A 15,466-nucleotide genomic window follows, 5' to 3' on the forward strand; every position below is an offset into this window, starting at 1 on the left:
ACGCCGGTGACGGCCTGGATGGGTCCGATGTGCTCCGGATTCGCGAACATGTCGTACCCGACGACGATGGCCCCCGTCAGTCCTATCAGGATGATCAGCGGCCGGGCTCGGCGGGGATTGAACATGGTGAGCAGGTTACCCAACGCGTCGCAGCCGGCACCGCCGTCCCGGCTGTGAGGCGGACGAGCCAACGCCGTTCAGTCCTGGTCAGGATGGCCCATCGCCAGCGGGTCCTTCGTCGGCCCGCACGGAGACCGACTTCGGTCGTGTGTTCGAAGCCAGACCCGCCGCCGAGCGGCTCTCGATGTCCTTCGCCTGCTGCTACGTCGTCGACTCGGACGAGGATCGACTCGATGTGCACCACCGCGCGAAGCGCGGTGATGTCGCCCTGAGCATTTCAGCGCGTCGTGAAGCTCGCCGACGAACCGATCCGGACCACCATCCGGCACGACCGTCGTCCTCGCGCTGGTCAGGCTCGCGGTGCCCGACCTGGCCCATGACATGATTGCGCCCATGGGGAAGCAGCAGGACGTCGGCGAGCCCGACCGTCACAACGGGTCGGACACCACCGCACAGCAGGCCGGCGGTGACAGCGTAGACGCACGGCTCGCCCTCGCGCAGGCCCCCACAACGCCCCAGATGACCCTTTTCGACCTGGCGTCCGACCCCTCGGCCGTGGTCCGTAAGGCGGTCGCCGCCCGGGCCGACGCGCCCGCGCAGGCACTGCGGCCGCTGACCCGAGACCATGATCGTGACGTCCGGGAGGCCGTGGCGCGAAACCCCTCGGCCTCGATCGCCAATCTGCTGCGTCTCGTCAAGGACGCCGACCGCTGGGTCCGCTGGGCGGTCGCCGGCAACCCGGCGTGCGACGAGTCGGTTCGCCGGGTGATGTCCGAGGCGCCCGACAAGGAGCTTCGCGGTCTGCTCGCGGAGACGCGGGAGCTGGAGCCCGAGCTGGCCGCTCGGCTCGTCGACGACGTCTCGCCCGAGGTACGGGAGCGACTCGCCACGCACACCCACGACCCGGACGTCATCGCCGCGCTGCTGGCCGATCGCACCGCGCGCGTACGTAAGGGGCTCGCCCGCAATCCGCGTACCAGCGCCGAGCAGCGCAGCGCGCTTGCCCAGGACCCGGTGGTCGACGTCCGCGCCGAGCTGGTCCGCGCGGTGGAGCTGGGCGAGGCGGATCTGGAACGCCTGATCGACGACCGGTCGGTGCAGGTCCGACTGGCGATGGCGAAGTCCGAGGTCGTCCCGCCGCACGTCCGGCAGGCCCTCGTCCGCGATCCCGACGAGACGGTGGCCGGCGCGGCGCGAGATTTCCGCCCGGGCTCCGGCCACGCCCCGGTGATCCGGGCTCCGCGCGTCGGTCACCGGCGTTCCGGGCCCGGCTCGGGTCGACGCGGCGGCGCGGAGCGCTGAGGTCACCTACCAGCACCACCTGACCGCTGGCCGGCATCCCGAACCCAAGGGTGCCGGCCAGCGGTGTACCCAGCCGGAGATCTTGGACAGTTCCCGTTACGCGCTAACGGAAACTGTCCAAGATCCGCTGGCCTCTGGCGTCGCAAACACCACGGTGTTGGAGGCGTAACTAATCGACGACCGTCATGATGTCAAGGCTAACTTTCTCCGAAAAGACTTGTACTTTCGTCGATGGATTGCATAAGTTGTTGATATCCATCGAAAGTTCTGAGTCGTCCGAGCAAAGTTCGCGGCGAGCTCCACGAAGTCGCGCTACCGCCTGCTCGGCGGTCGCTGCACCGTGCCTCGTCGCGGCCTGCCCGGTCGTGAACGGAGATCCATGGACGACCACGCCACCCGCTCCCACCACCACCTGTCCCGCAGATCCCTGATCGCCACCGGAGCCCTCGCCGCCGGAGCGCTGGGCGCGTCCGCGCCCGTCGTCGGCGCCGCGTTCGGGGGCGGCCCCGCCCGAGCCGCGGCCGGCGCCACAAAGAAGATCACCATCTACGCCGAGCAGTTGCCCGGAGGCCTGTACGGCTACGGGCTGGCACCCGGCCAGGCCACGGTGCCCGGCCCGGTGCTGGAGATGTACGAGGGTGACACCCTGGAGATCACCCTGGTCAACACCACCAGCCAGCGGCTGTCCATCCATCCACACGGGGTGGACTACAGCACCGACTCGGACGGCAGCCCGCTCAACGCCTCGTTCAACAATCCCGGCGAGACCCGGACGTACGTCTGGCGCTCGCACGAGATGGTGGCCGCGGCGGGTCGACGGTTCATGCCGGGCAGTGCGGGCTACTGGCACTACCACGACCACGCCATGGGCACCGACCACGGCACCGGCGGGTTGGCCAAGGGCCTGTACGGGGCGCTGGTCGTTCGACGCCGCGGCGACATCCTGCCGGAGAAGCAGTTCACGGTCGTGTTCAACGACATGATGATCAACAACAAGATGGCACCGGACACCCCGATGTTCGAGGCCAACCTGGGCCAGCGGGTCGAGTGGATCGCCATCGGGCACGGCGGCACCTTCCACACCTTCCACCTGCACGCGCACCGCTGGGCGGACAACCGCACCGGAATGCTGGAGGGCCCGAGCGACCCGAGCCTGGTGATCGACAACAAGGACCTCAACCCGGGCAGTTCGTTCGGCTTCCAGGTGCTGGCTGGCGAAGCCGTCGGGCCCGGAGCGTGGATGTACCACTGCCACGTGCAGTTCCACTCCGATGGCGGCATGGCCGGGATCTTCCTGGTGCGCAACGCCGACGGCAGCATGCCGCCGGGCGCCGAGGAGGCGATCCACCGGTTCCAGGGCCACACGCACACGCATGGAAGCTGAAGCGAGAGCGGGGACGCGGATGACCAGGAAAATACGACGAGCCCTCGCCGCGGTTGCGGCCATCGCAACACTGCTGCCGGCAACGGCGGCGGCAGCCGCACCGGCGACGACCCCAGACCAGAAGCCGGCAGCGGCCGCGGAGCAGAGGACCGCGGTCCTCGTCTTCCACGGCCCGGTGGCCGAGCAGCAGGATCCGGTGGCGCGCGCCGCGGCAGCCATCAAAGATCTTGGTGCCGGTCATGACATCGATGTCACGGTCACCACGGACCCCGCCGTATTCACGACGGCCGGGCTGTCCGCGTACCGCAGCGTGGTCTTTCTCTCCGCGACGGGCGCGGTGCTCAACCGCGACCAGGAGGCGGCGCTGCAGGGCTACATGAAGGCCGGCGGCGGCTTCGTCGGCATCGCCGACGCCGCCAAGGCGCAGGTCGACTCGGCCTGGTTCACCGGCCTGATCGGCGCCCGCCCGGCGGGCGCGATCCCGGTGGCCGAACCGGTGACCCGGGTGACCGCCAGCGGCGAGAACCCGCCGAACGAGACCAAGGAGAAGCTGACCGACGGCGACTCCGGCACCAAGTGGCTGGTCCGCACCCCGACGGCCTGGGTGGCGTACGAGCTGAGCGCACCCAAGGCGATCACCGGCTACGCGTTGACGTCGGCCAACGACTCCTCCGGGCGGGACCCGAGGGACTGGACGCTGCAGGGGTCCGCCGACGGTCAGAACTGGTCCACCGTGGACCAACGTGCCGGGCAGGTCTTCGCGGAGCGGTTCCAGACCCGTCGGTTCGACATCGCCACGCCCCAGGAGTTCAAGCACTTCCGGCTGAACATCACCGCGAACAGCGGGGAGCCACTGACCCAGCTCGCCGACCTGCGCCTGTTCACCGGCAGCACCGCCACCCCGGAGCCGCCCGCGGTGAACCAGGCGGTGATCGACATCCTGGACCGCAAGCACCCGGCCACGGCCGCGCTGCCGCTGACGCTGACCCGGTCGGACCGTTGGTACAACTGGGATCCGAACCCGATCGGCACGGTGCACACCGTCGCCCAGGTCGAGGAGCGGCACTACAACCCGGGCCCGGGCGCCAACGGGCCGTTCCATCCGGTGTCCTGGTGCCGGGACTACGACGGCGGCCGGTCGTTCTACACCGGCATGGGCCACACCGAGGGCAGCTACGGTGAGGCGGCGTTCCGGACGCACCTCGCCGGGGCTCTCGCCTGGACGACCGGCCTGCAACGCGGTGACTGCCAGGCGACGATCGCCGCGAACTACAAGGTCGAGCGGCTGACCGCGGCCAACCAGACCGGGCAGCTCGACCAGATCGGCGAGCCGCACGGGCTGACCATCGCGCCGGACAACACCGTCTTCTACGTCGGCAAGGCGGCCTGCCCGAGTGGCCCGGTCGTGGACTGGGCCGACCCGAACGTCGGCCTGGGCTGCGGCACCATCCACTCGTGGGACCCGCGCACCAAGGCCGTCAAGCTGCTCACCACCCTGGAGGTGATGGGCAACCGGGGCAGTGGCTCGGAGCTGGTGAAGAACGAGGAGGGTCTGCTCGGCATCGTGCCCGACCCCGGCTTCGCCGAGAACGGCTGGCTCTACGTCTACTGGATGCCGCACGACTCCATCGACCGGGTGCAGCGGGTCGGGCAGCGGACCATCTCCCGGTTCACCTACGACCGCGCGACGCAGACCATCGACCAGGCCACCCGCAAGGACCTGCTGCAGTTCCCGGTGCAGATCCACAGCTGCTGCCACGCCGGCGGCGGCATGGCGTTCGACGCCAAGGGCAACCTCTATGTGGGGTCCGGCGACAACAACTCGTCCGAGGGATCGCAGGGCTACTCCGGCAACAACTGGACCCAGGAATACCAGGGGATCTCGTTCCAGGACGCCCGCCGCACGTCGGGTAACACCAACGACCTGGCTGGCAAGATCATCCGGATCCACCCGGAGCCGGACGGCACCTACACCATCCCGCAGGGCAACCTGTTCCCACCGGGGACCGAGCGGACCCGACCGGAGATCTACGTGATGGGCGTGCGCAACATCGCCCGCCTCCAGGTCGACCCGGAGCACCAGTGGCTGACCGCCGGCTGGGTGGGCCCGGACGCCGCCTCGCCGAGCCCGACGCTCGGCCCGGCCAAGTACGAGACCGCCACCATCATCACCTCGGCGGGCAACCAGGGCTGGCCGTACTGCATGGGCAACCGGCAGCCGTACCGGGACCGCAGCAGCACCGACGCCACGGTGCTGACCGGCTGGTACGACTGCGGCAACCTGAAGAACGAGTCGCCGCGTAACACTGGCCTGGTGGACATCCCGCCGGCCCGGGACAACATGATCTGGTACTCCCCGGACGGCGGCGGCCCGGTGTTCCCGAAGCGGACCGACGGCAGCGGTCTGCCCACCTACGTCGCGGCCGACGCCACCTACACCCAGCCGTACCTGCGCGGCGGTGGCCAGGCCATCATGTCCGGCCCGACCTACCACCGCGACCTCGTCGACACCGACAGCGGCGTGGCCTGGCCGGAGTACTGGGACGAGAAGTGGTTCATCGGCGACGAGTCGAACCCGAACAACCGGGTCGCGGTCACCGTCGACCCGCAGGGCGTGCCGCAGGCCGCCCCGCCGGTGTACGCCGAGTCGCTGCGGGCCATCATCCCGAGCGGCAACGGGGACACCCGACTGCAGAGCTGGATGGACGCGAAGTTCGGCTCGGACGGCGCGCTCTACCTGCTGGACTACGGCGGCGGCTTCTTCAGCCTGCACCCGAACCAGAAGCTGATCCGGATCACCTACACCGGTGGCGCACCCACCCCGGTGCCGGCCGCGCACTCGGTCGCCGTACAGAACAAGCCGCTGACCGTGGCCTTCACCGGCTCTCGCTCCGGCGGTGTCAGCTACCGGTGGGAGTTCGGTGACGGCGCCACGTCGACCGAGGCGAACCCTCGGCACACGTACGCCCGGGTCGGCACCTACACCGCGAAGCTGACCGTCACGTACGCCGACGGTGAGACGGCGACGGTGCAGACCACGGTCACGGTGGGTTGCGCGGTGCCGGACAGCCGGGACACCGTGTGGCTCGGCGACACGGACACCGGGGTGCCCAGCCGTACGGTCGGTCAGGGCTGCACCATCAACGACCTGATCGACGACGAGAGCACCTGGCCCGATCACAACAGCTTCGTCCGACACGTGACCGCGGTGACCCGCGCGTTGCAGGACGACGGCCTGCTCAGCGCTCGGGAGACCGGCACGTTGACCCGGCTGGCCGCCGCGTCCGAGATCGGCCGGGACGGGCACACCGGGTACGAGCCGCTCTTCGACGGCACCGAGGAGTCGCTGCGCGGCTGGCAGCAGGCGCCGTCCGGGTCGTTCAGCATCCAACCGGACGGGTCACTGCGCTCCAGCGGTGGCCTGGGCATGCTCTGGCACACCAAGGAGCTCGCGGACTTCTCGCTGAAGGTGCAGTTCCGGGACATCGCACCGGGCACCGGCCGGGCCAACAGTGGCGTCTTCACCCGATTCCCGGACCCGCGGATCCCGCTGGAGCAACGCCCACCGGGCAGCTGCGGCACGGTCGGCTCGGCCCGGACCTCACCGGCCTGGGTGGCGATCTACTGCGGCCACGAGATCCAGATCTACGACGGTGAGACCGGCGAGCCGCAGAAGACCGGTTCGGTCTACAACTTCGATCCGGTGCCGCTCGCCCAGGCCGGTGTCACCCCGAAGGACCAGTGGAACGACTACGAGATCCGGGTGGTCGGGCAGCACTACACGATGATCCGCAACGGCGTGGTGATCAACGAGTTCGACAACACGCCGGGCAAGCAGTCATCGCGTGCCGGTGACCCGCCGACCGACCTCCGGCAGTTCCTCAGCGGCTTCATCGGGCTGCAGAACCACGGTGACAACGACCTGATCGAGTTCCGCAACATCCGTGCGCGGGAACTCTAGGAGAGAGCATGACCCGACGACTGACGGCTGCGCTGGCGGCGCTCCTGCTCACGGTGACCCCGTTCGCCGGTGCGCCCGCCTCCGCTGCGCCCGCCTCCGCTGCGCCGCGCGTCGCGGAACAGGTGCTGACCTGGACCGCCGACGACAACATCACCCGCTACAAGTCCGCACCCACCACGGCGGTGGCCGGCGCGACCACCATCATCTGGGAGAACAGCGCGGCCACCGGCAACACCACCGGGATGCCGCACACGCTGACCTTCGACACCACCACCGAGGGCTACAACCACGACGTCACGCTCAACATCCTGGCCAACCCGTTCGACGCGAACGACGGACGGCACCAGGCGACCGTGACGCTGACGCCGGGCCGGTACCGGTACTTCTGCTCGATCCCCGGCCACAGCCAGATGGTCGGCGAACTGGTGGTGACCGACGGCGGCGGAGGCGGCGACACCACACCGCCCACGGTGACCGCCGAGGTGTCGGGCGACCGTGACGCGGACGGCAACTACCTCGGCGCGGCCACGGTGACCGTCACGGCCACCGACGCCGACTCGGGCGTGGACACCGTCGAGTACCAGGTCGACGACACCAACTTCCAGCCGTACACGCAGCCGGTGGTCGTGACCGCCGTCGGGGACCACTCGGTGCAGTTCCGCGCCACCGACCAGGCCGGCAACACCAGTACGGTCGGCTCGGTGTCGTTCCGGATCGTCGAGCCGGACGAGGAGGACACCACCCCACCGGCGGTGACCGCCAACCTGGCCGGCGAGCAGGACGATGACGGCAACTACATCGGTACGGCCACCGCCACGCTGGCCGCCACCGACGCGGGGTCCGGCGTCGCCACCATCGAGTACTCGTTGGACGGCGCCGCCTTCACCGCGTACACCGAGCCGATCGTCGTCGACGGCGTCGGCATGCACATGCTGCACTACCGGGCGACCGACGTCGCCGGGAACACGTCGGCCGAGCAGATGGCCCACTTCACGGTCGTCGCCCCGCCGGTCGAGGACACCACCCCGCCGACGGCGACCGCCGCGGTCGCCGGCGAGCAGGACGAGAACGGCGCGTACGTCGGAGTCGCGACCGTGACCGTCACGGCCACCGACGCCGGTTCGGGTGTCGCGACCATCGAGTACGCGCTCGACACCGGCGGCTGGACCCCGTACGCCGCACCGGTCTCCGTCCGCACCACCGGTGCCCACACCCTGCGGTACCGGGCGACGGACACCGCCGGGAACACCTCCGCCGAGCAGTCGGCGACGTTCACGGTGGTGGCGGACGGCACCGACGCGTGCCCGGCGTCGGACACGCGGGCCACGGTGATCATCGGCGGTGACGACACCGGGGTCGCCAACGCCGACACCGGCGACGGCTGCACGATCAACGACCTGATCGACGAGGACGCCGCCTACCCGGGGCACGCGGAATTCGTCCGGCACGTCGAAACGGTCACCGGCGCCCTGGTGGTCGCCGGCACCCTCACCCGCCGGCAGCAGGGCGCCATCGTCCGGGCCGCGGCCCGATCGGACGTCGGCGCATGAATCACCGAACCTCATCGACAGGGAGTACAGCGATGCCCAGACGTACCGCCGCCAAGCTGGCCACCGTGACCGCCGTCGTCGCCTCCTCGGTGCTGGCCCTGGCGCCCAGCGCACACGCCGACCTGGTCACCTACTGCATCGGCACCGGCGGTGCGGTGACCGTGCCCAACGACCTGTACGTGCCGGCGGGCGAGTCCTGCGCGCTCACCGGCACCACGATCACCGGCAACGTCAGCGTCGCCGCCGGCGGCAACCTGGTGGTGGCCGGTGGCAATGTCAGCGGCGATGTCCGTGTCGCCGCGGACGGCTACCTGGACGCCACCGACACGACCATCGGCGGCAGCGTGGTGCTGGCCGCCGGCGGGTACGGCACGTTCCTCAAGGACGCCCGGACCGGCACCGTGGTCGTACGGCCGAAGGGCTCCGCGACGATCGACAGCTTCCTGTTCGTCGAGGCCTCGACGATCGCCGGGCACGTCACCACCGGCGCCGGTGAGGTCCGGCTGGACCGCAACACGCAGGTGGAGGGCAACCTCAGCAGCACCGGCACCTACTACACCGACGTGCACGACTCGTTCGTGGACGGCACGCTGTCGGTGCTGAACAGCGCCACCGGCAGTGTCGTGTGCGGCAGCGCCATCCGGGGCCGGGCCACCTTCGCCGGCAACCTGGGCGGCGTGCAGTTGGGCCCGAACGGCAACCTCGACGGCTGCGCCTCCGGCAGCTACTGGGGCCGGGACGTCAGCATCACCAACACCACCGGCGGCGTCACCGTCGACGACAACATCATCGACGGCACGTTGACGGTGACGTCCAACAACCCGGCCGCCCAGGTGGCCGCCAACAACCGGATCCGCGGTGGCGTGACCGGTGAGCAGGCGGGTGCGAACGCGGCACGGGCGACCCAGGCCGCGGCCGGTGGGGATCGCGACGAGGCCGGCGACCAGCGGGCGGCGGTCCGGCGTACGTCGGCGGTGCAGGAGGCCACCGCGTCCGGCGACGCCGGGCTCTAGACACGCGACGCCCGATCGCACCGGGTCGGACGCCACACGGCGTCCGGCCCGGTGCCGCGTTCGCTCAGTGGTGGGCGCGCTGGTCCGACCACGCCTGCCACAGCGTGGCGTATGGGCCGTCCCGCTCGACCAACTCCTGGTGGGTGCCGGTCTCGACGATGCGGCCGGCCTCCATCACCACGATCCGGTCCGCCGTCACGGCCTGGGTGAGCCGGTGCGCGACGATCAGCGCGGTACGCCCGGCCAGGGCGGCGGTCGCCACCCGTTCGAGCAGGCGGGCGCCGGCGCTGCCGGCCTCCGCGGTGGCCTCGTCGAGGATCGCCACCGGCGGGTCGGCCAGGATCAGCCGGGCGAACGCCAGTTGCTGGGCCTGCGCCGCGGTGAGCAGGTGACCGCCCGCACCGACCTCGGTGTCCAGGCCGTCCGGCAGTTGCTCCACCCAGCCCAGCGCGTCGACGGCGGCAAGCGCGGCGCGCACCTCGTCGTCGGAGGCGTCGGCACGGGCCAGCCGCAGGTCCTCGGCGAGCGGCCCGGCGAAGACGTGCACCTCCTGGGTGATCAGCGCGACCTCGCCGGCCGGCACCGCGACACGTCCGCCGGTCGGTTCGTGCACGCCGGCGATCACCTTGGCCAGGGTGGTCTTGCCCGCACCACTGCTGCCGACCACGGCGACCCGTTCACCGCGGGCGATCGTCAGGTCAACCCCGGCCAGCACCGGACGGCCCGGTACGTAGGCGAAGTCCAACCCGTGCACCACCACCGCGTCCGGCCCGTCGCCGGCGGTCGCCCGCTGCCGCGTGGGCGGGTCCAGGTCGGCGACCCCGATCAGCCGGTCCAACCCGGACGAGGCCGCCTGGGCGTCGTCGACCAGGGCCAGAGCCACGTTGATCGGGGTGAACAGGCCATGGAAGTACAGCGCCGCCGCGGTCGCCGCACCGATGCTCACGGCGTCCGCGCGCAACAGGAAGAAGCCGGTGGCCAGTACGGCCGCGAGTCCGGCGAACTCGGCGACGTGCAGCCGGGCATAGAACCGGGTCTGCAGTGCGATGCCGCGCAGGAGCAGATCCACGGCCTGCTGGGACTTGGAGGCGACGCGGTCCCGGTGCTCGTCGGCGATCCGGAACGCACGGATGGTCGACGCGCCGTCGATGGTGGCGAGCAGGTGGTGCTGCTGCGTGGCGACGGCGACGCGTTGCCGGGCATAGAGCGGCACGGCGTGGCGGGTGTACCAGCGGACCGTGTGCAGCTGGACCGGCACCGCGATCAGGGCCGCAATGAGGAAACGCCAGTCCAGCACCGCCATCCCGGCCAGGGTGAGCACGATGGTCAGCACGGCACGGGTGAACTCGGGAAGGGCGCTGCGGGCCGCCTCGGCGATCACCGCCACGTCGTTGGTGACCCGGGAGGTGAGGTCGCCGGTGCCGGCGCGCTCGACCTGGTCCAGTGCAAGGCGCAGGGCCGAGGAGACGAACCGCTCGCGCAACCGGGCCAGCATGCTCTCGCCGATCTGCGCGAGCAGGGCGACGCCGAGCCCGGCCAGCGCCGCCTCGACGAGCACGCCGGCCACCAGGCCGACGCCGGTGAGGACGAAATCCGCGGTGCTGCCGCCGGTGGTGGCGAGGTCGACGATGTGCCCGAGCAGCGGCGGGGAGACCAGGCCGGCCGTGGTGCCGGCGACCAGCAGGGCGAGCGCGCCGGCCAGCCGGGCCCGGTGTGGTCGTACCAGTACGCGGAGCTGTGCCCGGGTGCGGCGTCCGGTCGCGATCGGCAGCAGCGCGGTCGAAGTGGAGTCGGTCATGCCAGCACGGTCTCCCGGTACGTGTCGTTCTCGGCCACCAGATCGCCGTGCCTGCCGTCGGCGTGCACGGTGCCGCGGTGCACGACGATCACCCGGTCGGTCACCGCCAGCAACGCGGGGCTGGCGGTGACCAGGATGGTCGTACGCCCGTCGCGCATCGACCGCAGTCGCCCGGCGATCCGGGCCTCGGTCACCGCGTCGACCGCGGTGGTGGGGTCGTGGACGACCAGCACCGGCGGATCGCCGGCCAGCGCGCGGGCCAGCGCGATGCGCTGTCGCTGCCCGCCGGAGAGCGAGTGGGCCCGGTCGTCCAGCACGGTGTCCAGCCCGTCCGGCAGGTTGCGCGCCACCTCGTCGGCGTCGGCGGTGCTCACCGCCGCCTCGACGGTGTCCGGCCGAGCGCGCCCGGAGAGCGAGACACCGGCCCGGATGGTGCCGTCGAACAGGTCGGTCTGGTGTTCGACGGCCAGCACCACGGCCCGCAGGTCGTCCGGCGCGAGATCGGCGAGCGGTACGCCGTCCAGCTCGATCACCCCGGCGTCCGGGTCGGACGTGCGGCCGAGCAGGCGTACCAGCGTGGCCGCCTCGGCCGGATCGGTGGCGACGATTCCGACCAGCTCGCCGGGGGCGATGTCCAGGTCGAGCCCGCGCAGCGGCGGGCTGTCCAGCCCACGCAACGCGAGAGCACCCCGGGTCGGAGTAACCGGGCTCGCCTCCCCTCCGCGCACCGCGACGGGCGCGTCCAGGACGGCGGCGATGCGCCGGGCGGACGCCCGGCCCTGGGCGAGGTCCGCACCCACCCAGCCGAACGTCGACATCGGACCGACCAGGAACTGGGCCAGACCGAGCGAGGAGATGAGCTGACCGACGCTGATCTGGCCGCGGACCGCGAGCAGGCCACCGACGACCGCGATGACCGCCAGGAACGCGCCGCCGAGTGCGAGCACCACGCTCTTGTACGCGGCCTCGGCGCGGGCCGCCCGGACGGTCGCGGCGAGCGCGCCTCGACTGCGCTCGGAGTAGCGGGCGACCGCCGCGCTCTCGGCTCGCAGGCCCTTGATCACGCGCAGCCCGGTGACCAGGTCGGCGGCGATGCCGGAGGTGTGTGCGCCGTGCTCCTGCTCGGTCTCGCTGCGTGCCTCCAGCGGCTTGCCGAGTAGGCGGGTGAGCAGCATCAGCGGCGGAGTGCCCAGGAGCACCAGCAGCCCGAGTGGTATCGACACGGAGAGCAGCAGGACCGCTGCGAAGATCAGGCTGACGACCGCGGCCGTGCCATAGATGACCGCGATGGCGACCCCGCCGACCCGGGACGCGTCGCTGGTGGCGATCGAGACCAGGGCACCGGGCAACCGGTCGGTCTCGGCGCCGCCGCGCTCGTGCAGCACCCGGCGGGTCACCCGCAGCCGTAGACCGTGGGCCGCCTGTTCGGCGGCGCGCTCGGCGGCGCGTGCGCCGTACCGGAAGCTGTAGCTCAGGCCGAGGTAGACCGCGGCCAGCACGCCCAACCACAGGGCGAGGTCGCCGAGGCCGCCGGCGACCGCGCGGTCGATGATCACGCCGATCAGGAACGGAACCGACGCCTCGCCGGCCTGATGGAGGGTGGCCAGGAGCGTGCTCAGCGCGAGGGTCCGGCGCTGCCCGCCGAGCGCGTCGGCGAGCACACCGCGTCCGTCGCTCATGCCCAGGCCCGCTGGGCCGTGGCCAGAGTCATCCCGTTCCGGGCCGTCCGGGAGGCGTCGGCCGGCAGCGCCGGGTGTACGCCGCTGCCTGTGGCCAAGACGTGCTCCATCCCGCGTTCGTGGAATTAGGTGAGGCTAACCTACACTCACGGGTCGAGGCCGTCGCCCGGGGCCTCGCGCGCATCCTGGTGCGGCGTGCCGCCGGGCGGTCGGCAGCGCGCGTGGCGTCCGTATTCAGTGCGAGGTGAGCTTCCAGTAACCGCAGAAGTAGACGCGCGCCTTGGCGATGCCGCGATCGGTGCACAGGTGTCGGCGGACGGTCGTGACCATGGACGACTCGCCCGCCACGAAGGCGTACGGCGTGCCGGCCGGCAACGCCAGCTCACGCAGCGTGCGGATCACCACGTCGCTGCTGCCCGCAGGTGTGCCGCCGCGGTGCAACCAGGTCAGCGTGACACCGGCGGGGGTGCGTACCTCGATCTCGTGTTCGGCGGAACCCACCTCGATCAGCGCGATGGCCCGCGCCTGCGGCGGCAGCGCCTCGATGGCCGCAGTGACGGCCGGCATGCCGGTCTCGTCGCCGATCAGCAACTGCCAGTCGGTGTCGGCGGGCGGAGCGTATTCGGCGCCGTCGCTGAGCACGCCGACCTGGTCGCCGCGCGCGGCGGTGCGCGCCCAGGCCGAGGCCGGGCCGCCGTCACCGTGCAGCACGAAGTCGATGTCCAGCTCGCGGCGGTCGGCGTCCAGGCGTCGGACGGTGTAGTTGCGGACCACCGGGCGTACCTCCGCCGGCATGGCCTGCACGGCGGTCCACCACTGCTCGGAGTCCGGCAGGTGCAGGTCGGCACCGGGTGTTGGCGCGAGGAAGACGCGCGCCAACTGGTCCGGCCCCTCGTACGCGAAACGGTCGAGTTCCGCGCCGGTCAGGGTGATCCGCCGCAGGTGCGGTGTGAGCGGCCGGTTTGCGACGACCTCGGCGAGCATCGGGCGTCTGATCAGCCCGGTCTCGACCGGAGTGGTGTCGACGGTCATGATGGCGCTCCTTCGTGGATCGTGAACCAGGCTCTGCGGACGCAGCTTAGGTTAGCCTATCCTTTGAAGAAGTCGTGCCCGACCGAGGCCTGAGCACGCCAGGTGGCCAGCGGAGGCCTCGCCCCCGCTGGCCACCGGTCAACGCGGCCGGTCGTACGCCTAGACGCCGTAGCGCAGGTAGATGGTGTCGCCGACGTTCACGGTCGTGCCGCGGGTCGCGGCGGCCAGGGCGCCGCCGTCCTTGGCCACCTTCCAGGTGGAGGTGCCGCTGTTGGCCAGGCCGTTGATCGAGGTGATGGTGCCGGTCCCGGTGGTCGGGTTGACCGCGGTGACGCAGCCGCTGGGGGCGGCGGCACCGATCGCGGCGTCCAGGACGGTGCCGAGGGTGGTGGTGGCGGCAGTCGGGGTCAGGGTCACCGCGCACGGCCGGATGGTGCCGCTGCCGTTGTCGACGACGACGGCGAGCCTGGTGGCGGTGCCCGCGGTGAAGCCGCTGGCGGCGACCCAGGTGGGGGCGCCGGCGGTGACCGGGGTCGGGGGAGCGGCCGTGTAGCCGCCGCCGGCCAGCGCACGGACCGCGTCGATCGAGGCGTACGCCGATGGGGTGGTGTTGGTGGTCAGGTACTTGAAGCCGCCGCCGGCCAGCTGCTGCGCGCGCAGGAAGTCGATCGGGGTCTTGCCGGCGGCGGTGGTGAAGTCGGTGCCCTGGCTGGGGATGCCGCAGGCGTTGAGCCCGGAGACCGCCCACGCGTTGGAGTCGGTGTTGACGCCGAACATCGAGCTGAAGGCGCCCGACGCGTTGACGAGCTTGCCCTTGAGGAAGTTCTTCGCCTGGACGACGTCGGTGTCGGTGTTGGGTACGCCGGCCGCGCAGAGGGCGGCCATCGCGGCGCCGGTCATGTCGATGTCGCTGGCGGCGGCGAGCTGGGTGGGGTTGCCCTCGGCCTGGCTGAAGGTCCAGCCGCCGTCGTTGTGCTGGTTGTTGCGGATCCGGGTGACCGACAGGTTGAGCAGCGCCTGCGGAACGCGGGCGGCGCCGGTCTGGGTCTTCGCGCCAGCCAGGGCGAGGGTGGCGAAGATGGTGCCGTTGACGTTGGCCGGTGGGCCGTAGTAGCCGGCCGAACCGGTCTGCCAGTAGGCGATCGTGTCCGCGATCAGGTTGCGGGCCGGGGAGACCCGGGCAGGGTCGATGCCGGCGGCGTAGGCGTTCAGGACCCCACGCTCGTAGTCGGTGACGACGGGGGAGGCGCTGGGCCAGGACGCGGCGGAGAGTTGGTTGCGGTAGACGGTGCGGGCGTTCTTGGTGGTGTCGCCGCCCGGGTAGACGTCCACGGCCGCGGTGCCGGCGGGGGCGAACGCGCTGAACGCCCACTCGTTGGACAGGCCGCCGGTGGCGTAGCTGCCGTCGGCCGCCTGCAGGGTCCGCAGGTAGGCGACGCCGTTGGTCTTGGCGGTGGTGATCTGTGCCGGGGTCGAGGTCGCGGCCGCCGGAGCCGCGCCGGCCACCACCGTGACGACCGTGGCGAGAAGCGCGGCGGCCGGAGCGAGCGCGAGCGCTCTGCGGTGGACGCCGGAGTGCGGGCGTGAGGACATCGGGTCTCCTTGGGGTTGCGGGGCGCGACTGCCC

General features: G+C 71.4%; 9 protein-coding genes. 5 read left to right on the forward strand and 4 right to left on the reverse strand.

What is annotated here, in order from left to right:
* Positions 1-513: 513 nt before the first annotated feature.
* From ACFQGL_RS06205 to ACFQGL_RS06225, 5 genes are all read left to right on the forward strand, one after another.
* The gene (locus tag ACFQGL_RS06205; protein ID WP_377506687.1) at positions 514-1,422 is read left to right on the forward strand and encodes a hypothetical protein; all 909 of its coding nucleotides are present in this window, start codon (positions 514-516) and stop codon (positions 1,420-1,422) included.
* Positions 1,423-1,801: 379 nt separating this feature from the next.
* Entirely contained in the window at positions 1,802-2,806 is a 1,005-nt protein-coding gene (locus ACFQGL_RS06210; RefSeq protein ID WP_377506690.1) for a multicopper oxidase domain-containing protein, read from the forward strand.
* Positions 2,807-2,825: 19 nt separating this feature from the next.
* Complete coding sequence (locus tag ACFQGL_RS06215; protein WP_377506693.1) at positions 2,826-6,767, forward strand: ThuA domain-containing protein; 3,942 nt, start codon at positions 2,826-2,828, stop codon at positions 6,765-6,767.
* Between the two features lie 8 nt (positions 6,768-6,775).
* Entirely contained in the window at positions 6,776-8,317 is a 1,542-nt protein-coding gene (locus tag ACFQGL_RS06220; RefSeq protein ID WP_377506696.1) for an OmpL47-type beta-barrel domain-containing protein, read from the forward strand.
* Between the two features lie 32 nt (positions 8,318-8,349).
* Positions 8,350-9,330 carry a hypothetical protein gene (locus ACFQGL_RS06225; RefSeq protein ID WP_377506699.1) on the forward strand — a complete coding sequence of 327 codons (981 nt, stop codon included), beginning with the start codon at positions 8,350-8,352 and terminating at the stop codon, positions 9,328-9,330.
* Between the two features lie 64 nt (positions 9,331-9,394).
* Here ACFQGL_RS06225 and ACFQGL_RS06230 read toward each other — a convergent pair whose 3' ends face one another.
* The 4 genes from ACFQGL_RS06230 to ACFQGL_RS06245 form a co-directional block, all read right to left on the reverse strand.
* A complete protein-coding gene (locus ACFQGL_RS06230) occupies positions 9,395-11,128 on the reverse strand; it encodes an ABC transporter ATP-binding protein (RefSeq protein ID WP_377506703.1) in 1,734 nt (577 codons plus the stop codon).
* Positions 11,125-12,807, reverse strand: coding sequence for an ABC transporter ATP-binding protein (locus ACFQGL_RS06235; RefSeq protein WP_377506706.1), 1,683 nt, complete (start codon positions 12,805-12,807; stop codon positions 11,125-11,127). Before ACFQGL_RS06235 ends, ACFQGL_RS06230 begins: the two co-directional genes overlap by 4 nt.
* A 234-nt stretch (positions 12,808-13,041) precedes the next feature.
* Complete coding sequence (locus ACFQGL_RS06240) at positions 13,042-13,839, reverse strand: siderophore-interacting protein (RefSeq protein ID WP_377506709.1); 798 nt, start codon at positions 13,837-13,839, stop codon at positions 13,042-13,044.
* A 159-nt stretch (positions 13,840-13,998) separates the two neighbouring features.
* Complete coding sequence (locus tag ACFQGL_RS06245) at positions 13,999-15,432, reverse strand: prenyltransferase/squalene oxidase repeat-containing protein (protein ID WP_377506712.1); 1,434 nt, start codon at positions 15,430-15,432, stop codon at positions 13,999-14,001.
* Positions 15,433-15,466 lie beyond the last annotated feature (34 nt).

It is taken from the genome of Micromonospora vulcania, from assembly GCF_042658605.1.
Lineage (GTDB): Bacteria > Actinomycetota > Actinomycetes > Mycobacteriales > Micromonosporaceae > Micromonospora > Micromonospora vulcania.